Consider the following 23,180-nt stretch of genomic DNA (forward strand, 5'->3'; position numbering starts at 1 on the left):
AGCGAGGCGAATGGGGCGCAGTTTATCAGGAACGGATGTTAGGTGCCGGAGAGGCGAGTTTTGCGCGCATTACCACTTCGAGCGAGGACGTTGCCGTGTATGGAATACGCCAAGGGTCTGCAGTCGATCACCTCGCACTCTATACGGGATCAGATAGGACCAGTTGGGAACTGCCCATTCGCGGGTATGTTTCACCCGACCATCGCGCCCCATGGAAGGAAACTGAGCCAGTCTGTCGACGCTGGCGAAAATGGCATCCGAGAAGTCGTCAGCGGCTTTTGAATTTTCGAGAGCAATATAGTTCGCTTCGTCTTCCAGATTCTTGAGTGCTTTTTCAAGCCACTCAACCCGCATTCCTGCTCCAGCGCCTAGCGCGCATAGCCGCCACTTGTTCATCAGTGGCGAATTTGCCCTCGTCGGCGTCTTTTACCGCCAGTTCGATCTGAGCGGTCAGCGTTTTTTCGTGCTCGATGTGGTCTCGAAGAACGTCCATCGCCAGGTAGCTCGCTGTTTGGCCATTGGTTTTGGCCAGGTCGGCGAGAGAGTTGGACAGGTCTTCCGGCAGGTTTAGGGATATTCCAGTCATGGCGGCCTCGATGGTGGAAGGTTGCGGGGCATCTTACACCGTGAAGCTCTGGGTTGAATCAACAGCTCGTCGTTAGGAATTTAAGGAAGTGAGTTGTCTGCTTTTCTTCTGGAAACTCAAAATTGGGTAGCGTGATCTGATATTGATATGCCTGACTGTTCTCCAAGTGACTTAATCGCTGGACGTGGTGATGGCATTTGAATATCATTTGCTCTTTATTACACAGGGATTTGTAAAACATGAAAGTCACTCTCAATAATGTGAAAAGTATCACAAGCTTAGAGTTTGTAATTCCCGACCCTGGTGTTTGGGTTGTTACTGGTTTAAATGGGTCTGGAAAAACTAGTCTGTTTGGGGCTCTGTATCGTTTAGGGGCTCAAAACGCGTTCCAAAAATACTATAGGAATAATTCGTCATTAGATCAGGTTGACTCTTTTTCTGATGCAAGAATTGAGTATGCTATCAATGGTCAAAAGGTTACGTACAAGTACGGTGGTCAACGATGGCGAGCTACGCCTAGAAGTAATGCTGGCTTGTTGAAGAAGTTTCCTTTTAGTGCTGTCGATTATGTAGAGGCTAATGGGGCTAGAATTGAGCCGTTTCCCGACGAAATCAAGGATGTTAAGCATCACGCCGCAAAAAAACCTATTAGAGACTTTCTTTCAGAAGTTTTAGGCGATGAAAAGTGGCAGCGCTTGTGTTATGTGAATACTAGGAGAGGTGCAGGAAGTGATGCTTATTTAGTGCCCTTCACTGTACGTGGGAAACGTATGTACTGCTCCGAAAAAAATTTCAGCTTAGGTGAGCTGTGTGTATTTAAGCTAGCAAAAAAAATCACTACGGCGGCGATTGGTAGTTTGCTATTGATAGATGAAGTTGAAATGGCGTTGCATCCTTTAGCACAAGTTAAGTTGCTACAGCAGGTTATTTTAATAGCCAAGGAGCGGAAGTTAACTGTATTGTTTTCTACGCATTCTGCGACGCTGATAAAGAATATCAATAGGAAGAATTTGATATTTTTAAAGCCCGACTCTTTCGGGGTTGTAGATGTCCAGAATTATGCATACCCAGCGCAAGTTCTCGGTGAAATTGCATTTGATGAGGAGTATGGTACTGACTTTATCTTTTATGTAGAAGATAAACATGCTCAGATTTTATTGGATCTCATGTGTGATATGTACCTAGGTATCGTTCAAGCGAGGAGGCCTGGGCGCCCTTTGTATAAAGTCGTACCTGTCGGAGGTTTTATACAGGTGCTAGAAATGCTTAAATCGGCAGCAACTATTTTTCCGGAGCATGTTAAACGGTTTGCTTTGTTGGATGAAGATGTCAAAACGGAAAGTTTGAGAGATTATAAAGCTAGTAACAATAGAAAAGCTCTGGATCTTTTTGAGAGCGCTAAGGATAATTTGGATTATCTGCCGTGCACTCCTGAAGTTGGTGTTGTTGAAATGTTGGAGGTTTATGCCCCTCGTGATTTGGCTTTGTTGAGTCGTGTGAATAATTTGTTTAGTGGTCATAAGCTAAATATTAAGTCAATATGTTCCTCTGCGGGATATAAGCTTTTGGTTAAAGTTAATGTCCGGGATCGTGCTAAGGACCGTTTGGCGCATATTGTACGTGTAGTTACGTCTAAAACAGGGTTGGACGAGCTTCATGTGAAGCGAACGATATTTTCTGAGTATGTGAGCTTTAAATATTCCAATAATGGAGAGTTGCAAAAGCTTCTTGGACCTATTTTTAATTAAGATAGTGTCGGGTGAGTTCCCGACATTTCTAGGAACTCTCCCACACCATTATAGGCTTGCTCGTCAGACTATTTGTAGCTAACCTCTTCAAGCCGTTGCAAACCCAGCGGCCGGAGGTGGAAGTCCGAACTGCTAAGGCGTTTTAACTCCCATGAATATTTGGAGCTTCGCCCATGCACAACAACACACGCAGTTCTTCACTTGATCAAACTGCATCGTCCGTCGATGCCAAGCCTCAAGCCGCAGCACAGCGCGCAATCAACCATCACTTGCCGCCATCCGACGACGTTGCGCCCGTCGAACACTCAAGCAACAACCTCTTCCTCGTCAACCCAACCATCGACCCCGAAACCCTCCTGGCCAACGCCGCCGAGAACCTCGCATCCGCCAACGAAATGGCCGCCACCCTGGCGTTCGACCTCGACGACTCCCAGCGCGCCGTCGCCCTGGGCATTCAGCAGTTGATCGAGCTGAGCTCGCTGCTTGTTGGCCGAGCCCAGGAGCAGGTTGCGCCTGTAGCTGCCTCAGTTAAAGCCTGACAACCCACCCTGCCGCCTTACCTCAAGGCGGCAACCTGAACTCATGCTGTCCCCCCGCAAAGTTTCATAATTCTCTGCGCCGTTGAGGTCTACGATCCCCTGCAAGAGAGGACCCCAGCGCCTCCAGCCCATAGGGAACTGAAACCATGATCTCAAACCTCGTCAAAGTCGCAATGATTACCGGCACGTTGCTGTTGAGCGCTTGTTCATCTTCATCAGCCGTGAGCAGTGACCCGTGTTTTTCAGGCGGATGCCAGGCGTTTGGGGACCACAGCCCCAGCAAAGCCGCCAAGATGAATTTTGGAGGCAGTGGGTTGGGGAGTAGTTATGGGGAGTATGGTTCGGGGTTGTTGCATGATGACTGATGGGGTGGTGAGGGCAGGCAGTGGTGTGTTGACTGACCCATTGCTATCGGGAGCAAGCCCCCTCCCACAGTTTGATTCTCAGTGGTCAGGCGTTTGGTGACCATAGCCCCGGCAAAGCTGCCAAGATGAATTCTGGTGGCAGCGGGCGGGGAGTATGGGGCGGGGTGTTGCATGATGATTGATGGGGGGTGGGTCAGTCATTGGGGTGGTGACTGACCTGTTGCTATCGGGGGCAAGCCCCCTCCCACATTGGATCTATGATCGGCGCAAGACTTGTGGTGTTAGTTGCCGCCTTTCATGCGGCGTGCGATGAGGTAGAGGCCCAGGCCGATGAGCGCCGTTACGGCGCCGATGTAGCCGGTGCTGGTCCAGCCGAGCCCGGCCGTAATCGCCATGCCGCCAAGCCAAGGGCCCAGCGCGTTCGCCAGGTTGAACGCTGCGTGGTTGGAAGCCGCCGCGAGGCTTGGGGCTTCGTGGGCGATGTCCATCAGGCGGATTTGCAGCGGCGCGGCCATGGCGATCATGGTGCCGACCAGGCCGATGCCCAGCAGTACGCTCCACAGTGAGCTGGCAGCGAAGGTGAAGAAAATCAGTACGGCCATCGACCACACCATGATCCAACCCACCGCCCGAAACTGCAGGCGATCAAACAGCTTGCCTCCGGCGATGTTGCCGATGATGCCGCCCGCGCCAAATGCGGCGAGGCCAAACGGAATCCACTGCGGCGACACTTTGGTCACTTCCAGCATGGTCGGCGCCAGGTAGCTGAACACGCAGAACATGCCGGCAAAACCAATCGCGCCGATGGACAGGGCCATCCACACCTGGGGTTTGGTGAAGGCGCGCAGTTCCTTGCGCGGGTCGCTGCGTTGTTCGTCATGGCGATGGGGCACGAATTGCCAGACCAGGGCGATGGTGAGCAGGGCGATCACGCTGACCAATGCGAAGGCTGAGCGCCAGCCCAGGTGTTGGCCGAGGAAGGTGGCGATGGGGTTGCCGAGCAGCATGGCCAGGGTCAGGCCCATCATGACGCGGGCCACGGCGCCGGCGCGTTTGTCGGTGGGCACCATGCTGGAGGCGACCACGGCGGCGATGCCGAAGTAGGCGCCGTGGGGCAGGCCGCTGATAAAGCGGAAGGCCACCAGCGAGCCGAAGGTGGGGGTGAAGGCGGTGGCGAAGTTGCCCAAGGCGTAGAGGCCCATGAGCAACAGCAGCATGTGTTTGCGCAGCAGCTTGGCGCCGAGGATGGCCAGCAGCGGGGCGCCGACCATTACGCCCAGGGCGTAGGCGCTGATGGCGTGGCCGACTTGGGGTTCGCTCAAGCCCAGGTTCTGCGCGATGTCGGGCATCAGGCCCATAATGGCGAATTCGCCGGTGCCGATGGCGAATGCGCCCACGGCCATCGCCGCTTCCATTTTGGCGGCACTGCGCGCGGGCAGCAGGTGCCCGGGTGTTTGCTGGATAGACATGGATCGCTCTGTTTGGATGAGGTGCACGAAAGACAGTCGCCGATGCTACGCAGGCGACTGTGAAGGTGTCTAGAACAGCCTCGGGCACGAGAGTTCCGGGCCTGTGACCCCAGGTCGCGGCTGGCAGTCTTGACACTGGCGCGATAAAAGCCGTGATTTAGCGGTGTCAATTGGCTAAACGGCGCATAAACGCTGTTTGGCGTGATATTCTGCGCGCCGTCTTGAGCTAGGCTTTCCTTGGTGCGTACACCCGTATACGTCCCAGCGGTTGGCTGTCGCCCAGGTAGCTGAAGCCAATAATGATAAGAAGTCAGCGCAGAAGGGACATAACAGTGAGGTCGATCCATCGGCCTTGTGTGCCCACCCTGCAGCCTTGAACAATCAGGGGCGGCAGGGCGGATGGCGTTTTATCATAGGTGCTACTGATGTTTAAAAAAGTAAACACTGCCCTGCTGGGGCTGGCTTTGTCGATGGGGATCACGTCCGTTCACGCGGAAGAGGCAAAGAAAGTCGATGTGCTGCTGATCGGCGGCGGCATCATGAGTGCGACCCTGGGTGTCTGGCTCAATGAGCTGGAACCGGACTGGTCGATGGAGATGGTCGAACGCCTCGATGGCGTGGCCGAAGAAAGCTCCAACGGCTGGAACAACGCCGGTACCGGTCACTCGGCTCTGGCCGAGCTGAACTACACCCCGGAAGACAAGAACGGCAACGTTGAGATCCCTAAAGCGGTCGAGATCAACGAAGCGTTCCAGATCTCCCGCCAGTTCTGGTCCTGGCAGGTCCAGCAGGGCGTGTTGAAGAACCCGCGTTCGTTCATCAACTCCACTCCGCACATGAGCTTTGTGTGGGGCGATGACAACATCAAGTTCCTGAAAAAACGTTATGAAGCGCTGAAGGCGAGCCCGCTGTTCGCCGGCATGCAGTACTCCGAAGACCCGGCGCAGATCGCCAAGTGGGTGCCGCTGATGATGGAAGGGCGTGATCCCAACCAGAAAATCGCGGCCACCTGGAGCCCGATCGGCACCGACGTGAACTTTGGCGAGATCACCCGCCAGTTCGTGGCTCACCTGCAAACCACGCCGAAGTTCGACCTGAAACTGTCGAGCGAAGTGCAGGACATCACCCGCAACGACGACGGTTCGTGGCGTGTGAGCTACAAAAACCTCAAGGACGGCACCAAGACTGAAACCGACGCCAAGTTCGTGTTCATCGGCGCCGGCGGCGGTGCCCTGCACCTGCTGCAAAAGTCGGGCATTCCTGAAGCCAAGGAATACGCCGGCTTCCCGGTGGGCGGTTCGTTCCTGGTGACCGACAACCCAACGGTCGCCGAGCAGCACCTGGCCAAGGCCTACGGCAAGGCTTCGGTGGGTTCGCCACCGATGTCGGTTCCGCACCTGGACACTCGCGTGCTGGATGGCAAGCGCGTGATTCTGTTTGGCCCATTCGCCACCTTCTCGACCAAGTTCCTCAAGGAAGGCTCGTATCTGGACCTGCTGACCAGCACCACCACCCACAACATCTGGCCCATGACCAAAGTCGGTATTCGTGAATACCCACTGGTCGAGTACCTCGCCGGCCAACTGATGCTGTCCGATGACGACCGCTTCAAGGCGCTGCAGGAGTACTTCCCGAACGCCAAGCAGTCCGACTGGCGCCTGTGGCAAGCCGGTCAGCGCGTGCAGATCATCAAGCGTGACGAAGAGCAGGGCGGCGTCCTGAAGCTGGGTACCGAAGTGGTCAGCTCCGCCGACAACTCCATTGCCGGCCTGCTGGGTGCATCGCCAGGCGCGTCGACCGCGGCTCCGATCATGCTGACCGTGCTGCAGAAAGTCTTCAAGGACAAGGTAGCAAGCCCGGCCTGGCAGGAAAAACTGCACCAGATCGTGCCAAGCTACGGCACCAAGTTGAACGACAGCCCTGAAGCGGTTGCCAAGGAATGGGCCTACACGGCCGGTGTGCTGCAACTGACCCCGCCGCCAGCGATCCCGCAACTGGCGGCTCCACAGGCCACCGAGGCTGCCAAGCCTGCGGCTGAGCCGAGCAAGCCGGCGTCTGACCTGGCGCTGTAAGCAACGTATAGAAAAAGCCCGCTGAACCGGTGACGGTCAGCGGGCTTTTTTGTGCGCGGCGTTCAGACCCTGAAGTGCCTGACTTGCTCGTACAAATGCAGGGCCAGTGCATTAGCGGTATCGCACAGCAGATACAGATGCTGGGCGGGGAGGGCCGGCAGCTCGGTCATGTGTCTCAGCCCTTGGCCCATGCGGCTCTCCTCCATCAGGCCCACGGCCACGCCGCTGCGCACGCACGCCTCTACCGCCGACGAGTTGGGACTTTCCAGCAGCACTCGATGGTAAATCCCGTGATCCTTCAGCGTCTGTAACGCTGCGGCCCGATACGGGCAACCGGCGATGGGTACTGTGATGGGCAGCGGCGCGTTTGGCGGGTAACTGAACGGCTCGGCGGCCACCCACAGCGGTTGCACGGTGCCCAAGCGCTCACCCTGTGCCAGCGGCTGAGCGCTGACGGTAATGGCCAGGTCCAGTTGGTTGGCCGTGAACAGATTCAACAGTTCGCCACTGGTGCGCGCTTCGATTTCCAGCTCCAGCAGCGGGTTGTCAGCAATCAGGCGTGGCACAAATGCCTGGATGAAGGCGGGCGCGTAGGTGTCGGGCACGCCCAGGCGGATCTTGCCCTGCATGCGCTGGGGCATCAGCGAGATCAGCAGGCGGTCATGGCTTTTGAGAAATTCGGTGGTTTCGCCCAGCAGTTTTCGGCCGTACAGCGTCAGGTCCACGCCCTGGTTGCTGCGGCTGAACAGGCGCTGGCCGACCTGGTCTTCCAGTTTCTGAATCTGCGTGGTCACGGTGGAAGCGCTGCGGTGCACATGCTCGGCCGCTTCGTTGAAGCGGCCAAAGCGCGCGACGGCGTGAAAGGTGCGCAGTAGATCGATATTCAGTTGTTTGGCCATGGTTTGGTTTTTTCGGATTGGTGATGCAGGTTATTCAAATATACAGAAGAGTCTCCTGTCCCTAGCCTTGGCGTCAACTACACAGGCTGGAGGCTGCATGAAGCGATCAACCCTGGGATTGCTGCTGTTGCAAGTGGCGTTCGTCCTGTCATGGAGTTCGGGCTATATCGGCGCCAAGCTTGGCACCCAAGACGGCGGTGCGTTCAACCTGCTGTTCTGGCGTTTCCTGTTGGTATCGCTGTGCCTGGGGCTGTTCCTGAACGTCAGGTTGTTGAAGGTTTCATGGGCGCAGATCCGCCATTACGCCGTGGTCGGTTGCCTGTCGCAGTTTCTGTACCTGAGTTGCCTCTATGTGGCGATTCAGAACGGTCTGCCGCCTGGCATTGCGGCGATCATTGCGGCGTTGCAGCCGTTGATGACTGCGGCATTGTCGACGGGCAGCGCCACCGAGCGCAGCGGCGGTTGGCAATGGGTGGGGCTCGTGGTCAGCTTTGCCGGCGTGGCGGTTGTGATCGCCGGGCAGTACAGCAATAGCGCAACCGAGGTAAGCCTGGTCATGTATGGGCTGCCCCTGGTGTCGGCGCTGGGGCTGACGTTGGCGACTCTGTACGAACGCCGTTCGGTGCAGAACCAGAGCGTCGGCTTGCTCATACCGCTGTTTATCCAATCGCTGCTGAGCCTGATCGGCTTCACCGCCGCTGTGCTTTACACCGACACCTTGAGCATTCCCCATGACACCGACGTACTGGTTTCGATTGTGTGGTTGACGGTGTTTTCCACCTTTGCCGCTTACTTGAGCCTGTGGCGGCTGTTGCGTGTCATGACGGCTACCCAGGTTGCAGCGTTGGTCTACCTGGAGCCCCCGGTCACCCTGGTTTGGGCAGCGCTGATGTTCGGCGACAGGATCCATGCCTCGACCTATGCCGGCATTGCCGTGGTCATTGCCGGGCTGGCTTTATTGCGCCTGAAGCGACCGACCGTCGCGTGTACATCCTGAGGCCTGTGGGTTCAGCCATCTGACAGACATCTCCTGTTAAAAATAAACCATGCCCAAGCAGGAAGCCTGGCTGGAACACGGGGGATTTCTTTCTGATACAGGTGCAGGGCGATGACGCCCGAGGGGTTTGTATGTTGCTACGTTATGCAGCAATGGCGGCGGTAGTCGTCGCGGCTTCCGGATGTGTGCAAGAGCGTGTCGTACATGAACGTCGACCGGTGCAGCGTGAGTATGTGGAAGTCGTGGCACCCCAACCGCCGCCGGTGCAAGTGATCGAAGTCGAGCCGGCGGCGCGCGACGGTTATATCTGGTCACGCGGTTACTGGCGCTGGCAAGGCGGACGCTATGTGGCGGTACACGGCCATTGGGAGCCGGTGCGCGAGGGTTATCGCTATGTGCACCCGCATTGGGTACAGCGCAATGACGGGTTTCACTGGCAGGTCGGTGGCTGGGTTCGCTGACCGAGTGGCCTCTCCCGTTTGTAGGAGCGAGCTTGCTCGCGAAAAAACCACAGGCGCCGCGTGCTACCTGAATGTTCGCGTAATCGTTGGCGTTTTTCGCGAGCAAGCTCGCTCCTGCAAAAGACGGCCTAGCCGATCCGTTTCATACCCGTCGCCTTGACCGCATTCAGGTCGAAGGTGGCGGTGTATTCGCAACCCGCCGCGTGGGCGCAGCGTTCGATCAGGCAATCGGCAAAGTCTGCCTTGTTCGCAATGAACTTGCGCAGTGCCTGCCAGATGATATCGGCGTGCTCAACCGTGAGCTCGCGAGTGTGCAACAGGGTTTCCAGCACCATCACCACATCGCTTTTGGCCGACTGGTAGCAGGACTGCAATACCCACACCAATTCCACAACGGTCACCAGGCTGACAAAGCCCGGTGACGCGGCGGTGAGTGATTCGATCAGTCTGGACGCCTTGGCTGATTGCACGGGCTCGTCCTGGGTGACGTAGCGCACCAGCACGTTGGTATCCAGGCCGATCATCCGGCTTTTGCTCCCTGGGTCGCGATGGCCTGGTTCATGTCCTCGATGGACACCGCATTGGCCGGCTTGCTGATCAGTCCCTTGAGGTCGGTGACGGTTTTACTCGCGGCGATCATGGAAAACTTGCCGTCTTCCATTTCAACGAATTCCACCCGGTCGCCTGTTTCCAGGCCGAGGGCTGTCCTGACCTGGACAGGGATAGTGATTTGTCCTTTTGAAGTCAGTGTTGCGGTTGCCATAGTGAAGATCTCCATCGTGATATTCCTTACCTTAGGGTAAGGAATGATGGAGGACAATATCCGTTGGTCCATAGGTTGCTCGCAGGTGGGGTGAGTCGGTACTCAAACCCTAGTCCGGACTCGCGGTCTCCACACCTTTGGCCCCGCGCCAAACCGATACAAACTATGACCGATCGCGCCGGCTCACTGCACCACGCGATAGCACGGCACATACGCCGCGCCGCCCGGCAGCTTCATGCGATGCTGGGCGACAAACGCTTTGAGCAGCTCGTCCAACGGTTTCATGATCGCCGGGTCGCCGTGAATCTCGTACGGGCCGTTTTCTTCAATCAGGCGAATACCGTTTTCCTTGACGTTACCTGCCACAATTCCGGAGAACGCGCGACGCAGGTTCGCCGCCAGTTCATGGGGCGGCAGCGCATGACTCAGTTGCAGGCTGGCCATGTTTTCGTGGGTTGGATCGAAGGGGCGCTGGAAACCTTCGTCGATCTTCAATAGCCAGTTGAAGTGGAACGCGTCGTTGCGTTCGCGACGGAACTGCTTCACAGCCTTGAGGCCCAGAGTCATCTGGCGCGCGACTTCGGCCGGGTCGTCGATGATGATCTGGTAGTGCTTCTGCGCCGCTTCGCCGAGGGTAGCGCCGACGAACGCATGCAGTTGTTCCAGGTAAGGGGCCGCATGTCTGGGCCCGGTGAGCACCACCGGGAACGGCAGGTCGCGGTTGTCCGGGTGCATCAGGATGCCCAGCAGGTAGAGGAACTCTTCGGCGGTGCCGGCGCCGCCGGGGAAGATGATGATGCCGTGGCCGACACGCACGAAGGCTTCCAGGCGTTTCTCGATGTCCGGCAGGATCACCAGCTCGTTGACGATCGGGTTGGGCGCTTCGGCGGCAATGATGCCCGGCTCGGTCAGGCCCAGGTAGCGGCCGCCGGTGATGCGTTGTTTGGCGTGGGAAATGGTCGCGCCTTTCATCGGCCCTTTCATGACGCCGGGGCCGCAGCCGGTGCAGACATCGAGACTGCGCAGGCCGAGTTCGTGCCCGACTTTCTTGGTGTATTTGTATTCTTCGGTGTTGATGGAGTGGCCACCCCAGCACACCACGATCTTCGGCTCGACACCCGCGCGCAGCGTACGGGCGTTGCGCAACAGGTGGAATACGTAGTCAGTGATGCCCTGGGAGTTGCTCAGGTCGATGCGCTGGCTGTCCAGCTCGTTTTCGGTGTAGACGATGTCGCGCAAGGCGCTGAACAGCATTTCGCGGGTGCTGGCGATCATCTCGCCATCGACGAAGGCATCGGCCGGGGCGTTGAGCAGCTCCAGGCGCACGCCGCGGTCCTGCTGGTGGATGCGTACTTCGAAATCCTTGTAGGCGTCGAGGATGGTCTTGGCGTTGTCGATATGCGCGCCAGTGTTGAGGATCGCCAGGGCGCACTGGCGAAACAGGGCGTAGACGCTGCCGCTGCCGGCTTCACTCAGTTGCTGGACTTCACGTTGGGACAGGGTTTCGAGGCTGCCCTTGGGGCTGACGGAGGCATTGATGACTTGACGTTGGGGCATTCTGATTCCTTGAAAGCACAGCCACCGCATCCACGACAGGCGCGGTGGCTTGAGAATGATGGGCGCCGTATACGGTCGCACGAGACGGTTATTTACCTCAGGCGCAAGGCCGAGCGCAAATACCGTCCAGCACCATCATGCCGCAGAACTTACTGGATCAGCTTCCAGTTTTTGTAGAAAACCCGACGCAGGGTAAACACCAGGCCGGCAAAGCCCGCGATTACGGCGTTAAGCACCGAGGGCAGCAGGGTTGGCCGCACGATATCAATGAACAGGCAGTAACGTTTCGCATCGTTCTTGTTGAAAGACGCATGCATCAGCGTGTCATCGAAGATAAACAGCGGGTCGTCGTGCCAGTAGTGCTTGTGCTTGCCCACCTGGATATACACGCCTTCATGGTGCGGCGCCGGCGCCATGTTGTAGAGCACGCGGAACATCATGCGCAGGGGGCCGAAGTGGAACGACGTCGAGCGGTTCTCGTTGAACACCGACACGCCAATGGTCTTCACAAATGGCAGCTTCTTGCGCAGCTGCGGGATGTCCAGGGCGGTTTCGATGGGGCGGCCGTACCACTGGAAAAACAACATGCCGCGTTTCTTCTCGGCCATGCGCGCGTCCAGGTAATCGATGATTTCTTCCTTGCGGGCCATGGCGTCGTCGATCACCTGTTGCAAGTCCTCGCGCCAGGCGGGAGGCAGGTCTTGCATCGTGTAGACATGTCGGTTGCGCCTGCTCAGCAGGTCGAACAGAGTGTTGAACGGCGCCAGGATCCAGGTGTTGCGACCGTTGCCGACAAAATATTTCTTGATGGTGTCGCGGTCGTACAGGCCATTGCGCAAGAAGTCATAAATGCCGCAAAACAGCACCAGCAGCAGGAACACCAGGCTGATGTGTGGAAAAACGTCCATAAACAGCAGAACGCCGATCACCCAGACGAGGGATATCAGCTTTTTGCCAACCGCATTTTTGCTCATGGAACCTGGCTCCAAACCTGAAACATAATGAAACAATATCGTCATGATAAGGCTTTATCGCGCCCACGAGCGTTTTTAAATGAAGCGAAATTGTTAAACCGTCTCAAATTTTGTAACCGTTGCCGGAGAAGCCCGGTGTCGCGTGGATTGAATTTTGAGAACGGAAGATTTGCGACTATCGTGACGCTTCGGATTTTCGGGCGTCATAGACCGGTACGATTGAAGTTGAATGGCCACCATTGGCCTTCGGCACCTTGGAAGAGGCAGAATTTTTATGATCATCAAACCGCGGGTTCGTGGCTTTATCTGTGTGACCGCTCACCCTGTTGGCTGTGAAGCGAACGTCCGAGAACAGATCGACTACGTAACCAGCTACGTATCAAAAAAAGGCACCATCGAAGGCGGCCCCAAGAAGGTGCTGGTCCTCGGTGCTTCCACCGGCTACGGCCTGGCCGCGCGCATCAGTGCTGCGTTTGGCTGCGGCGCCGACACCCTGGGCGTGTTTTTTGAGAAAGAAGGCGAAGATGGCAAACTGAGCTCCGCCGGCTGGTACAACAGCGCGGCGTTCGAGAAGTTTGCCGTGGAAAAGGGCCTGTACGCCAAGAGCATTAATGGCGACGCGTTCTCCGACGAGATCAAGCGCCTGACCATTGAAACCATCAAGAAAGACCTGGGCAAGATCGACCTGGTGGTCTACAGCCTGGCCGCGCCACGCCGTACCGACCCGCAAGGCGTGGTGCACACCTCCACCCTCAAGCCGATCGGCAAGGCCGTGACCCTGCGCGGTATCAACACCGACAAGGGCGTGGTAGTCGACACTACTTTGGAGCCCGCGACCCAGGAAGAAATCGACGGCACCGTCAAAGTGATGGGCGGCGAAGACTGGCAACTGTGGATCGACGCCCTGCGTGACGCCGATGTACTGGCCGAAGGCGCCAAGACCACCGCGTTCACTTATCTCGGTGAGAAGCTGACCCAGGACATCTACTGGAATGGCTCCATCGGCGAAGCCAAGAAAGACCTGGACAAAAAAGTCCTGACCCTGCGCGCCAACCTGGCTGCGCTCAAGGGCGACGCCCGTGTGTCGGTACTCAAGGCGGTGGTGACCCAGGCCAGCTCGGCAATCCCGATCATGCCGCTGTACCTGTCGCTGCTGTTCAAGGTGATGAAAGAGCAGGGCACTCACGAAGGCTGCATCGAGCAGGTTTATGGCCTGTTCAAGGACAGCCTCTACGGCAGCGAGCCAAAGCTGGATGCCGACGGTCGCCTGCGTGCCGATCTGGCCGAGCTGGAGCCAAAGGTTCAGGACGCCGTGGCGGCGCTGTGGAACCAGGTCACCGACGACAACGTCAACGAGATCAGTGATTTTGCCGGCTACAAGGCTGAGTTCCTGCGCTTGTTCGGTTTCGAGATCGATGGCGTGGACTACGACGCGGACGTGAACCCGACCGTCAAGATCAACGGTCTGGTGCAGGCGTAAATGATGTAACGGTGGCGGCCTCGATAACTCGCTTATCAGGCCGCCGCTTGTTGCTACGGATATCAGGCATATCTGGATTTAGACAAGTTATGTTTTGCCTCGGTGAAGTCTGATCGCCGGATATTCACCAGCTCCTTCTCCCAAAGAGGATTGAGCGGCACATGATAACCGCTGTCTTTGGCGGTCTTTATCAGCTCGGCCATTTCCTTGCTGTCATGGATGATGCAGATTTCGTCGAATCTGCCCAGTTTCGCTGGCAGGAAAAATGTTGCCGGGTAGTTCGCGGTTACCTCCGTGGCTGGGCTGCCTGAATCCGCATTGTGGTGAACCACCCTTTCTGCGTCACCGACCAGTTTCTGGTTGATGATGCCTATCATCTGTTCCAGTCGTGACGTGGCATTGCCGAGATGGGGATGCTCTTTCTGGTAGAAACTGGCCGCGCTTGCAAAGTCTGCGCGCAGTTCTTGCGGAACCTGCCTGTATCGATTGACTCGTTCCTTGAACACGCTGTGAGCGACATCCGGTACGGGGAGCTTATCCTGGGGCCCGAAGTCGCTCAGGTGCGGCGCGACCATGTGCAGATCGTAATCGGCGGTCAAAGGCTTGCCCTCTGCCTGCTTGGCCAATACTTCCACTGGCTTGCCCTGATGGGTGATGAGATAGGTGTCGTCGGCAGGCGATCCAGGGCGGGCTTGAAATGTGTAGCGTTGCCCGCTCGGCCCTCGGGCGCTCAATTGCACCGTGCCGTCCGCACCTTTAGCGGACAGATCAGTGATATGACCCAGGTTCACCAGCTCATCGAGGCGATGGCGCGAGAGTTTCAGCGGGATCGGGACTGCATGGCGTTGCTCGACGCAATCCAGGATCTGCGCGTTGGCCTTGGCGACTTTTTCTTCCGGCGCGCTCTCCAGCTTGCTGAGGGCCTGGTCGGTACAGATCAGACCGGCCTGCGGCCCCCAGTTGGCACTTTTGCCCTTGATGTGGAAGTCCTTGGTGGGATGACCGGCTTCTATCAGCCCGGTAGCCACGGACTCTACCGGGCGTATGCCAATGATGGAGTTGGTGGTTACCGCGATCCGTTGCAAGGGTTCAAGGTGGCTCGACACTATTCCTGTTTGCTCTTTTACCCGCTCGAGCAGGTCGGGCGGTAGGTTGCCGGCATCCCCGGCAACGCGGTTGTCGAAACGGGACTGGTTGCGTTGCAAGGCTTCCAGGCTGGATGAAGAAGGTGATGTAACACTGAGAATCGTGGTTTTCATTGGAATACCTCTATGTCACGTCTTGCGGCAGTGTTGGGTGATTCCGTTCAGTCACAGTTCTCCTTGATAGGGCTGACATTAAGAGAGATTGGCCCTTGGCGGGGAGGCGTGGCGATTTTTCAGACCGATCCTACTCTTGCTTACCTTCTGCTGCGGTTCATGAACATGCCAGACTGCCTGACTGCATCTTGCAGACGGGAGCAAACCATGACGATCCGTGCGGTAGTGTTTGATTTCGGTGGCGTGTTATTTGACTAGAGCCCGCAGCATCTGTATCGCAAGCTCATTGCCGACGAGCAGGAGCGGCAATGGTTTCTCGATAACATCTGTACCCAGGCCTGGAACACCGAGCAGGATGCGGGCCGAACCCTGGCTGAGGCTACCCGCAGCCTGATTGCCCAACACCCCGACCACCAGACCTTGATCGAGGCTTATTACGCGCGCTGGCACGAGATGTTGCGTGGCGCGTTGCCGGAAGGGGTCGCGATTCTCACCGCGTTGCATCAAGCGAATATGCCGTTGTTCGGGCTGACCAACTGGTCGGCGCAAACCTTTCCCTATGCCCGCAAGCACTATCCGTTTCTGCAGCTTTTCTGCGATATCGTCGTCTCGGGCCAATTGAAACTGATCAAGCCGGACCCGGCGATCTACCAGGCCAGTTTCGCTCAAATCCGTGCCCATCTGCCGGATATCCAAGCGGGTGAAGTGGTGTTCATCGATGATGTCGCTGGCAATGTCGACGCGGCCGTCGCCCTTGGCTGGCAGGGTATTCACCATGTGTCGGCCGAACGTACCGCCGCGCGTTTGCGCGAGCTGGGCGTGGCGTTCTAGCGCGCCCACTTCTCCATGACAAAATCGACGAAGGCCCGCAGCTTGGGCAGGCGATAACGGTCCTGGCGATACAGCAGGTGCATGGGGCGGCTGGGTAGCTTATAGCCGGTCAGCAAGGCCACCAGTTTGCCGCTCTCCAGGTCCGGCTGCACCAGGGCATCCGCCAGCATGACGATGCCCATGCCGTTTACCGCCGCCTGGCGCAAGCCTTGCGAGCTGTTGATGGTCAATGAGCCGGCCACCGGAACCTCCACCTCGCCTACATCCCCGGTCATGCGCCACAGTTTGTCGGTGTCGCGCCAGTTGTCGGTCGCAGGGTAGGCGAAGGCCAGGCAATCGTGCTGCTGCAGCTCATCTGGCGTCTGCGGCGTGCCGCGTCGCGCCAGGTACTCAGGTGACGCGCAAAGGGTGAGGGTATAGGCCTGCAGGGGTCTGGCGATCAGGCTGGAGGTTTCGAGTTCGCCGAGACGGATCGCCACGTCGAAACCGCTGTCGACCAGGTCCACTCGCTCATTGCTCAGCACCACGTACAGGTTGATCAGTGGATAGCGCTGGGAAAACTCACTCAAGGCCGGCACAAGGCGTTCGGTGCCGAACACGGGCGGCGCGGTGATACGCAGGCTGCCTTTGGGCGCTTCGCTGTGAATCTGTTCCGCCAGCAGCTGGGAGTCGGCCACCAGTCCCAGTACTTCCAGGCAGCGCTGATAATACTGCCCGCCAAACTCCGTAAGGTTCTGTTTGCGCGTGGTGCGTTTGAGCAAGCTGACGCCCAGTCGCTGCTCCAGCGCACGCAGATGGTTACCGACCATGGTGGTCGACATTCCGCATTCCTGCGCGGCGGCGGTCATGCTGCCGGTCTCGACGACCTTCACGTACACCGACATGGCCTGGAACAGATCCATTATCAAGTCCTGGTTAAAAGTAATTGCAGTAATTCGCAGTTTATCCAGCTGTGGTGGCTAACGATACTTCAATACCACAACGATGCATTGGAGCCCGCCACCATGACCGCCGCCTGCCTGATGAACACTTATCAACCCTTGGCCTTAAGTTTTACGCGCGGTCTGGGCACGCGCCTGTGGGACCAGCACGGCCGCGAATACCTGGACGCGGTGGCCGGCGTAGCTGTGACCAATGTCGGCCATTCCCACCCCCGGCTGGTGACGGCCATCAGCGAGCAGGCCGGCCTGCTGCTGCACACCTCCAATCTCTACAGCATCGATTGGCAACAGCGTCTGGCCCGGCGCCTGACCCAGCTGTCCGGGCTGGACCGCGCGTTCTTCAACAATTCCGGCGCTGAAGCCAATGAGACGGCGCTGAAACTGGCACGGCTGCATGGCTGGAAAAAGGGCATTGAACAACCCTTGGTAGTGGTGATGGAGAACGCTTTCCACGGGCGTACGCTGGGCACCATGGCGGCCAGTGACGGGCCATCGGTGCGCCTTGGTTTTCAACGCTTGCCGGGGGATTTCCTGAAGGTGGGGTTTGGCGATCCGGGCGCATTGGAACGCATCACCCAACAGTTTGGTACGCGCATCGCCGCCGTGCTGCTGGAGCCGATCCAGGGCGAAAGCGGTGTGTTACCGGCACCGCCCGGCTATCTGAAAGCCCTGCGCGATCACTGTACGCGCCACGGCTGGCTGATGATGCTCGACGAAATACAAACCGGCATTGGCCGCACCGGTGCCTGGTTCGCCTTTCAGCACGAGGGCATTGTTCCCGACGTGATGACCCTGGCCAAAGGGCTTGGCAACGGCGTGCCGATCGGCGCCTGCCTGGCCCGCGGCGGCGTCGCGCAACTGTTCACGCCAGGCAGCCATGGCAGCACGTTCGGCGGCAACCCGCTGGCGTGCCGTGTCGGTTGCACCGTGCTGGATATTATTCATGAGCAAGGCTTGTTGCAGAACGCCGCACGCCAGGGCGAACACTTGCTGGAACGCTTGCGCGTGGAGCTGGATGGGCACCCGCAAGTGCGGGCGATTCGCGGCAAAGGCTTGATGATCGGGATAGAACTGGCCAGCCCTTATCGCGACCTTGCCCAACGTGCCGCCCAGGAGCACGGGTTGTTGATCAACGTCACGCGGGGCAAAATCGTTCGCCTGTTGCCGCCGCTGACCCTTGATGCCAGGGAAGTCGAGATGATCGTTCGGGCCATCACCCGATTGCTGAATTGAAAGGCAATCAAAATGTGGGAGGGGGCTTGCCCCCGATAGCAGTGGTTCAGCCGGCACATTGGGTACTGACACACCGCTATCGGGGGCAAGCCCCCTCCCACAGAGTTCTGTGCTGCTTTCAGATTCCATTCAACCACTCCTGGTTCAGGGTGTCGGTATCTCCCAGGTACTCCAGCAACCAGGCCATGGCTGGCGACAGTTTGTTCTGCGCCCAGGCCACGCAGGACGGGCTGGCCGGGAAGGGGCGGTGCAGTTGCAACGCCACCAGCTCGCCGCGCTCGATCCACGGCAGCACCTGATGCGCCGGGGCCATGCCGACGCACAAGCCATCGCGCAGGCAATCGAGCGCCGACGACCAGTTGGGCACCACCAGGCGACGCTGGTTATCCAGGGTCCAGGTGTCCCGCTTGGGCAGGTTGCGTGAGGTGTCGGTCATGCACAGGGAGGCAAACGGGCGCAATTGATCATCGCCGAGCAGCCCGCTCACCGTTGCCAGCGGGTGCCTGGCGCTGACCACGCACAACCAGTTCAACAAGCCCATATCGCGAAAGCTGAAATGGCTGGCCACCGGCACCGCGCTGGTGGCGCCGATCACGATGTCGGTACGCTCGTCCGCCAGGGCATCCCACACGCCGTTGTACACCTCGTACTCCAGCAGCAGTTCCACTTCCGGAAACTGCCGATAGAAATCCAGCACCAGTTGCCGACAGCGCTGCGGCTTGACGATGGAGTCCACCGCCACCTTCAACTGACCGCTCCAGCCATTGGCCACCTGCTGGCACAAGCGGCGGGTGCCGAGCATTTTTTTCATCACGCCACGGGTTTCGTCGATAAACAGCCGGCCGGCGGGCGTCAGTTCCACGTCACGGTGGCGCCGTATGAACAGCGGCACCGCCAGCCACTCTTCCAGCTGGCGCACCGTATAGCTGATGGCCGACGGTACGCGATGCAATTCCTGAGCGGCGGCGCTGAAACTGCCGTGGCGTGCGACGGCATCGACCACATCCAGGGAGTATTCGGACCACATGTCGGTTGCCCTCAAAATTATTGATAAGACTGTCCAATTATTATCGCTTCACAGGAGAACTGCCAGCTTCATAATGGGCGCCAGTCAGCAAATAGTTTGATGGCAGGATCGACAAGGCTTCAATGAAAAATTCTTTTGGTTTCACTTGGTATCTGGCGGGGCTGAGCATGCTCGGTTATCTCGCCATGGACATGTACTTGCCGGCGTTTGGCGCCATGGGCGAACAGTTGCAGATTGGCGCCGGGGCTGTGGGCGCCAGCTTGAGCATCTTCCTTGCCGGTTTTGCGCTAGGGCAGTTGCTGTGGGGGCCGTTGTCCGACCGGCTTGGGCGCAAGCCGGTCCTGCTCATGGGGTTGAGCCTGTTTGTACTGGGGTGCCTTGGCATGTTCTGGGTGCACACCGCGCCGCAGCTCTGGGCATTGCGTTTTATGCAGGCGATCGGCGTGTGCTCTGCGGCCGTGAGTTGGCAGGCACTGGTGATTGACCGCTACCCGGCGGACAAGGCTCACCGCGTATTCGCCAGCATCATGCCGCTGATGTCGCTGTCGCCGGCACTGGCGCCCTTGTTGGGTGCGATGGTATTGAATCACTTTGGCTGGCAGGCGATTTTCGGTGTATTGCTGGGGGTGTCGCTGCTCCTGTTGCTGCCGACGGTGTTTCTGCGCAGCGCGCCGAAGCGTCAGACGCACCAACCCGTGCGCCTGGGCTATGCACAGCTGCTCACGTCACGGGTATTTACCGGCAACGTCATGATATTTGCCGCCTGCTCCGCCAGCTTCTTTGCCTGGCTGACCGCTTCGCCATTCATCCTCGGCGGCATGGGCTACAGCCCCAATGATATCGGCCTCAGCTACGTGCTGCCGACCCTGGCCTTTCTCGTCGGCGGTTACAGTTGCCGCAGCGCCTTGCAGCGCTTGCCGGGCAAAACCTTGCTACCGTGGTTGCTCGCCTTCTATTGCCTGAGCATGGTGGCGTTGTACCTGGTTGCAATCCTGACAGTGCCGACCCTCACCACCTTGCTGATTCCGTTCTGCCTGATGGCGCTGTGCAACGGCGCCAGCTACCCGATCGTGGTGGCGAATGCACTGATGCCGTTTTCGGAAAATTCCGGCAAGGCGGCGGCACTGCAAAATACCCTGCAATTGGGCTTGTGCTTTCTTGCCAGTCTGTTGGTGTCGTCGATGATCGAGCGGCCGCTGTTGATCACAGTGATTGTGATGCTGGCGACCGCGCCCCTGGCGGTGTTGGGTTACTGGCTGGCGCGGCCGAAGGGTAATGCTTGCGAACTGTCCAGCGCCTGAGCTGGCAATGCGATCAAAATGTGGGAGGGGGCTTGCCCCCGATAGCAGTGTGTCAGTCACAGGAGATATTGACTGATCCACCGCAATCGGGGGCAAGCCCCCTCCCACATGTGTATTGAGTTTATTCAGTTAGAACGATACTTCCATGTTCAACGTCGGCGTCGACGTGCGGCTACCCCGACCGCCGTCCACGCCAAACTTGTTATGCCAGTATTCGTAGCCTACGCCGAGGTACAGGTTCGGCTTGACGCTTTTTCCCGGCCGCACCGCCACCATCAACGCGGTGCGCATCAGGGCTTCCGGCGCGGTATCACGGCCATGATAGTCCTCGCCTTTCTCCCCCACGTAATTGATGAATCCCTGAAATTTAGCCGCGTGGTTGGCAATCTCGAACGGGCGCATCCAGGTCAGGTTGAGCATATAAGTGTCGTCGAAGGTGTGGTTCGATTTCTTCGCGCCCGGAATGCCGGTGTGGTTCTTTTCCTTGTAGTACATCAGGCTCAGGTCCAGCACACCGACGGTGTTGAACTTCAAGGTCGGGCCGATCACCAATGCGCGCTTCTTGGCGGAAGCGAAGTTGTTATTGCGGTTGGCATCGAAGCCCAGCGTCAGTGCGTAATCCTTGATCAATCCGGAACCCTGCGGCACATCGAATACCCGTGAGGCGTAGAGCTGATGGCGGTATACCGCGTACACCTCGCTGCCACCGTGGTCGGTGCCCTTGCGTGGGTCTTTGCTGTCGGACAGGAACACATCGAGATTCAGAAAATTGCTGCCGTACCGGTAGCCGCTGGCGTGGGTGAAGCTGTAGATGCGCTTGTTGAAATCGTCGGGGTTGTTCGGGTTGGTGAAGTGTTGGCCGTAGCGAAACCCCAGGCTGTTGTTCATCCATTCCACCGCGACAGCCTCCCCGCCGCCGAAGAGGGTCAATGCGACGGTTGCGCCCTGCAATGCCTTTTTCATTCTGTCAGGTCCTTTGGCGTTCTGGCTCATGACGGCCGGATTGTTTTTGTAACGCAGTAGCAGGGTATCTTGTCTGAATGATTGTATACAACTCTATGGACATACAGTCTTGATATTGCATACAGTGAGCGCACAACAAAAACAGAGATCCCCCACCATGACTATCCCGAAGGCGTCACCGCAGCGGCCCGAAGATGAGAATCTGGGCGTCGCCGCCAACATGGCTTACGGCCTGCAGCATGTGCTCACCATGTATGGCGGCATCGTTGCCGTACCCTTGATCGTCGGCCAGGCGGCCGGGTTGTCGCCCGCGGATATCGGCCTGTTGATCGCCGCGTCGTTGTTTGCCGGTGGCCTGGCCACGCTGCTGCAGACCCTTGGCCTGCCATTCTTCGGGTGTCAGTTGCCGCTGGTGCAGGGCGTGTCATTCGCAGGCGTGGCAACCATGGTGGCGATTGTCGGCAGCGACGGAGCAGGGGGCGTGCCGGCGATACTCGGCGCGGTGATGGCCGCGTCGTTCATTGGCTTGTTGATCACCCCGGTGTTCTCACGCATCACTCAGTTTTTCCCGCCGCTGGTGACCGGGATCGTGATTACCACCATCGGCCTGACCCTGATGCCCGTGGCGGCCCGCTGGGCCATGGGCGGCAACAGCCGCGCAGCGGATTTCGGCAGCATGTCGAATGTCGGCCTGGCGGCGCTGACGTTGGTGCTGGTGTTGCTGCTGAGCAAAATCGGCAGCGCAACCATCTCGCGCCTGTCGATTCTGCTGGCGATGGTGATCGGCACGGTGATTGCGGTGTTCCTGGGCATGGCCGACTTCTCCGGCGTGACCCAGGGGCCTATGTTCGGCTTTCCCACGCCGTTCCATTTCGGCATGCCGACCTTTCATGTGGCGGCGATCATTTCCATGTGCATCGTAGTGATGGTTACGCTGGTGGAAACCTCGGCGGACATTCTGGCGGTAGGCGAGATCATCGACACCAAAGTCGACTCCAAACGCCTCGGCAACGGCCTGCGCGCCGACATGCTGTCGAGCATGTTCGCGCCGATCTTCGGTTCGTTCACGCAGAGTGCGTTCGCCCAGAACGTCGGCCTGGTAGCGGTCACCGGGGTGAAGAGCCGGTTTGTGGTGGCAACCGGCGGGGTGTTCCTGGTGGTGCTTGGCCTGCTGCCGTTCATGGGCCGGGTGATTGCCGCCGTGCCCACCTCGGTGCTTGGCGGTGCCGGCATTGTGTTGTTCGGCACGGTGGCGGCCAGCGGTATTCGCACCTTGTCCAAGGTGGATTACCGCAACAACATGAACCTGATCATCGTCGCCACGAGTATTGGTTTCGGCATGATTCCCATCGCCGCGCCCAGCTTCTATGACCAATTCCCCGGCTGGTTCGCGACGATTTTCCATTCGGGCATCAGCTCTTCGGCGATCATGGCGATTCTGCTCAACCTGACGTTCAACCACTTCACCGCCGGTAACTCGGACCAGCAGTCGGTATTCGTGGCGGGGACTGAGCGCAGTTTGTGCTTTCGCGACGTGGCGGCGTTGCGCGATGGCGATTACTACCGGGGCGGGAAGCTGTTCGATGCCGAGGGCAAGGAAATTCCACTGGTGGCGGACACCTTGAAGAAAACCGCCAAACCTGAAACCACTGAGGTCTGAATGTGGGAGGGGGCAAGGCCTGATGCCAGTATGTAGGAGCGAGCTTGCTCGCGAA

General features: G+C 58.3%; 22 protein-coding genes and 1 pseudogene. 11 read left to right on the top strand and 12 right to left on the bottom strand.

Going from position 1 to position 23,180, the window contains the following annotated elements; all coding sequences use genetic code 11:
• Window positions 1–69: 69 nt before the first annotated feature.
• Window positions 70–354 (bottom strand): type II toxin-antitoxin system RelE/ParE family toxin, encoded by a 285-nt coding sequence (locus MRY17_RS07505; RefSeq protein WP_243353520.1) that lies wholly within the window; start codon window positions 352–354, stop codon window positions 70–72.
• Window positions 344–586, bottom strand: a complete 243-nt coding sequence (locus tag MRY17_RS07510) for a CopG family transcriptional regulator (protein WP_243353521.1) — start codon at window positions 584–586, stop codon at window positions 344–346. Before MRY17_RS07510 ends, MRY17_RS07505 begins: the two co-directional genes overlap by 11 nt.
• Window positions 587–825: 239 nt before the next feature.
• Here MRY17_RS07510 and MRY17_RS07515 point away from each other — a divergent pair, with 239 nt between their 5' ends.
• The 3 genes from MRY17_RS07515 to MRY17_RS07525 all read left to right on the top strand — a co-directional run bounded on the left by MRY17_RS07515 (window position 826) and on the right by MRY17_RS07525 (window position 3,238).
• Window positions 826–2,334, top strand: a complete 1,509-nt coding sequence (locus MRY17_RS07515; protein ID WP_243353522.1) for an AAA family ATPase — start codon at window positions 826–828, stop codon at window positions 2,332–2,334.
• A 173-nt stretch (window positions 2,335–2,507) separates the two neighbouring features.
• Window positions 2,508–2,873: a DUF6124 family protein gene (locus tag MRY17_RS07520; protein WP_243353523.1), complete on the top strand. Its 366-nt coding sequence runs from the start codon at window positions 2,508–2,510 to the stop codon at window positions 2,871–2,873.
• A gap of 146 nt (window positions 2,874–3,019) precedes the next feature.
• Window positions 3,020–3,238 carry a hypothetical protein gene (locus MRY17_RS07525; protein WP_122462306.1) on the top strand — a complete coding sequence of 73 codons (219 nt, stop codon included), beginning with the start codon at window positions 3,020–3,022 and terminating at the stop codon, window positions 3,236–3,238.
• A gap of 281 nt (window positions 3,239–3,519) precedes the next feature.
• On the opposite strand, the gene MRY17_RS07530 is transcribed toward MRY17_RS07525, so the two are convergent.
• A complete protein-coding gene (locus MRY17_RS07530; protein WP_191951365.1) occupies window positions 3,520–4,707 on the bottom strand; it encodes an MFS transporter in 1,188 nt (395 codons plus the stop codon).
• Window positions 4,708–5,132: 425 nt separating this feature from the next.
• Here MRY17_RS07530 and mqo point away from each other — a divergent pair, with 425 nt between their 5' ends.
• Window positions 5,133–6,779 carry a malate dehydrogenase (quinone) gene (mqo, locus tag MRY17_RS07535; protein WP_122484449.1) on the top strand — a complete coding sequence of 549 codons (1,647 nt, stop codon included), beginning with the start codon at window positions 5,133–5,135 and terminating at the stop codon, window positions 6,777–6,779.
• Between the two features lie 62 nt (window positions 6,780–6,841).
• On the opposite strand, the gene MRY17_RS07540 is transcribed toward mqo, so the two are convergent.
• Entirely contained in the window at window positions 6,842–7,678 is an 837-nt protein-coding gene (locus MRY17_RS07540) for a LysR family transcriptional regulator (RefSeq protein WP_191951364.1), read from the bottom strand.
• 97 nt (window positions 7,679–7,775) lie between these two features.
• Between MRY17_RS07540 and MRY17_RS07545 the strand changes: the two genes are divergently transcribed.
• Window positions 7,776–8,675 (top strand): DMT family transporter, encoded by a 900-nt coding sequence (locus tag MRY17_RS07545; RefSeq protein WP_191951363.1) that lies wholly within the window; start codon window positions 7,776–7,778, stop codon window positions 8,673–8,675.
• Between the two features lie 131 nt (window positions 8,676–8,806).
• Window positions 8,807–9,136, top strand: coding sequence for a YXWGXW repeat-containing protein (locus MRY17_RS07550; protein WP_057722944.1), 330 nt, complete (start codon window positions 8,807–8,809; stop codon window positions 9,134–9,136).
• 128 nt (window positions 9,137–9,264) lie between these two features.
• On the opposite strand, the gene MRY17_RS07555 is transcribed toward MRY17_RS07550, so the two are convergent.
• From MRY17_RS07555 to MRY17_RS07570, 4 genes are all read right to left on the bottom strand, one after another.
• Window positions 9,265–9,660, bottom strand: a complete 396-nt coding sequence (locus MRY17_RS07555) for a PIN domain-containing protein (protein ID WP_191951362.1) — start codon at window positions 9,658–9,660, stop codon at window positions 9,265–9,267.
• Entirely contained in the window at window positions 9,657–9,914 is a 258-nt protein-coding gene (locus MRY17_RS07560) for an AbrB/MazE/SpoVT family DNA-binding domain-containing protein (protein ID WP_191951361.1), read from the bottom strand. The genes MRY17_RS07555 and MRY17_RS07560 overlap by 4 nt, the downstream gene beginning before the upstream one ends.
• A 168-nt stretch (window positions 9,915–10,082) precedes the next feature.
• Window positions 10,083–11,456 (bottom strand): nucleotide 5'-monophosphate nucleosidase PpnN, encoded by a 1,374-nt coding sequence (gene ppnN, locus MRY17_RS07565; RefSeq protein ID WP_181283326.1) that lies wholly within the window; start codon window positions 11,454–11,456, stop codon window positions 10,083–10,085.
• 149 nt (window positions 11,457–11,605) lie between these two features.
• A complete protein-coding gene (locus tag MRY17_RS07570) occupies window positions 11,606–12,430 on the bottom strand; it encodes an aspartyl/asparaginyl beta-hydroxylase domain-containing protein (RefSeq protein WP_191951360.1) in 825 nt (274 codons plus the stop codon).
• Between the two features lie 274 nt (window positions 12,431–12,704).
• On the opposite strand from MRY17_RS07570, the gene fabV reads away from it, so the two are divergent.
• Complete coding sequence (fabV, locus tag MRY17_RS07575; protein ID WP_191951359.1) at window positions 12,705–13,910, top strand: enoyl-ACP reductase FabV; 1,206 nt, start codon at window positions 12,705–12,707, stop codon at window positions 13,908–13,910.
• A gap of 62 nt (window positions 13,911–13,972) precedes the next feature.
• Here the strand turns inward: fabV and MRY17_RS07580 are convergent, their stop codons facing one another.
• Complete coding sequence (locus MRY17_RS07580; protein WP_243353524.1) at window positions 13,973–15,169, bottom strand: CyaA/EF/ExoY family adenylyl cyclase toxin; 1,197 nt, start codon at window positions 15,167–15,169, stop codon at window positions 13,973–13,975.
• 207 nt (window positions 15,170–15,376) lie between these two features.
• Between MRY17_RS07580 and MRY17_RS07585 the strand changes: the two are divergent.
• Window positions 15,377–16,000 (top strand): annotated as a pseudogene (locus MRY17_RS07585) (HAD family hydrolase).
• On the opposite strand, the gene MRY17_RS07590 reads toward MRY17_RS07585, so the two are convergent.
• Entirely contained in the window at window positions 15,997–16,902 is a 906-nt protein-coding gene (locus MRY17_RS07590; RefSeq protein ID WP_243353525.1) for a LysR family transcriptional regulator, read from the bottom strand. The pseudogene MRY17_RS07585 and the gene MRY17_RS07590 overlap by 4 nt on opposite strands.
• A gap of 102 nt (window positions 16,903–17,004) precedes the next feature.
• On the opposite strand from MRY17_RS07590, the gene MRY17_RS07595 reads away from it, so the two are divergent.
• The gene (locus tag MRY17_RS07595; RefSeq protein WP_243353526.1) at window positions 17,005–18,174 is read left to right on the top strand and encodes an aspartate aminotransferase family protein; all 1,170 of its coding nucleotides are present in this window, start codon (window positions 17,005–17,007) and stop codon (window positions 18,172–18,174) included.
• Between the two features lie 118 nt (window positions 18,175–18,292).
• On the opposite strand, the gene punR is transcribed toward MRY17_RS07595, so the two are convergent.
• Window positions 18,293–19,201, bottom strand: coding sequence for a DNA-binding transcriptional activator PunR (gene punR / locus MRY17_RS07600; RefSeq protein WP_243353527.1), 909 nt, complete (start codon window positions 19,199–19,201; stop codon window positions 18,293–18,295).
• A gap of 122 nt (window positions 19,202–19,323) precedes the next feature.
• Here punR and punC point away from each other — a divergent pair, with 122 nt between their 5' ends.
• On the top strand, window positions 19,324–20,502 hold the full coding sequence (gene punC, locus MRY17_RS07605; RefSeq protein ID WP_243353528.1) for a purine nucleoside transporter PunC: 1,179 nt from the start codon (window positions 19,324–19,326) through the stop codon (window positions 20,500–20,502).
• A gap of 129 nt (window positions 20,503–20,631) precedes the next feature.
• Here punC and MRY17_RS07610 read toward each other — a convergent pair whose 3' ends face one another.
• Complete coding sequence (locus tag MRY17_RS07610) at window positions 20,632–21,465, bottom strand: nucleoside-binding protein (protein WP_191952985.1); 834 nt, start codon at window positions 21,463–21,465, stop codon at window positions 20,632–20,634.
• A gap of 157 nt (window positions 21,466–21,622) precedes the next feature.
• On the opposite strand from MRY17_RS07610, the gene MRY17_RS07615 reads away from it, so the two are divergent.
• Window positions 21,623–23,125, top strand: a complete 1,503-nt coding sequence (locus tag MRY17_RS07615) for a nucleobase:cation symporter-2 family protein (RefSeq protein ID WP_191955189.1) — start codon at window positions 21,623–21,625, stop codon at window positions 23,123–23,125.
• The last annotated feature ends 55 nt before the right edge of the window (window positions 23,126–23,180 follow it).

This window comes from Pseudomonas orientalis (assembly GCF_022807995.1).
Classification (GTDB): Bacteria; Pseudomonadota; Gammaproteobacteria; order Pseudomonadales; family Pseudomonadaceae; genus Aquipseudomonas; species Aquipseudomonas orientalis_B.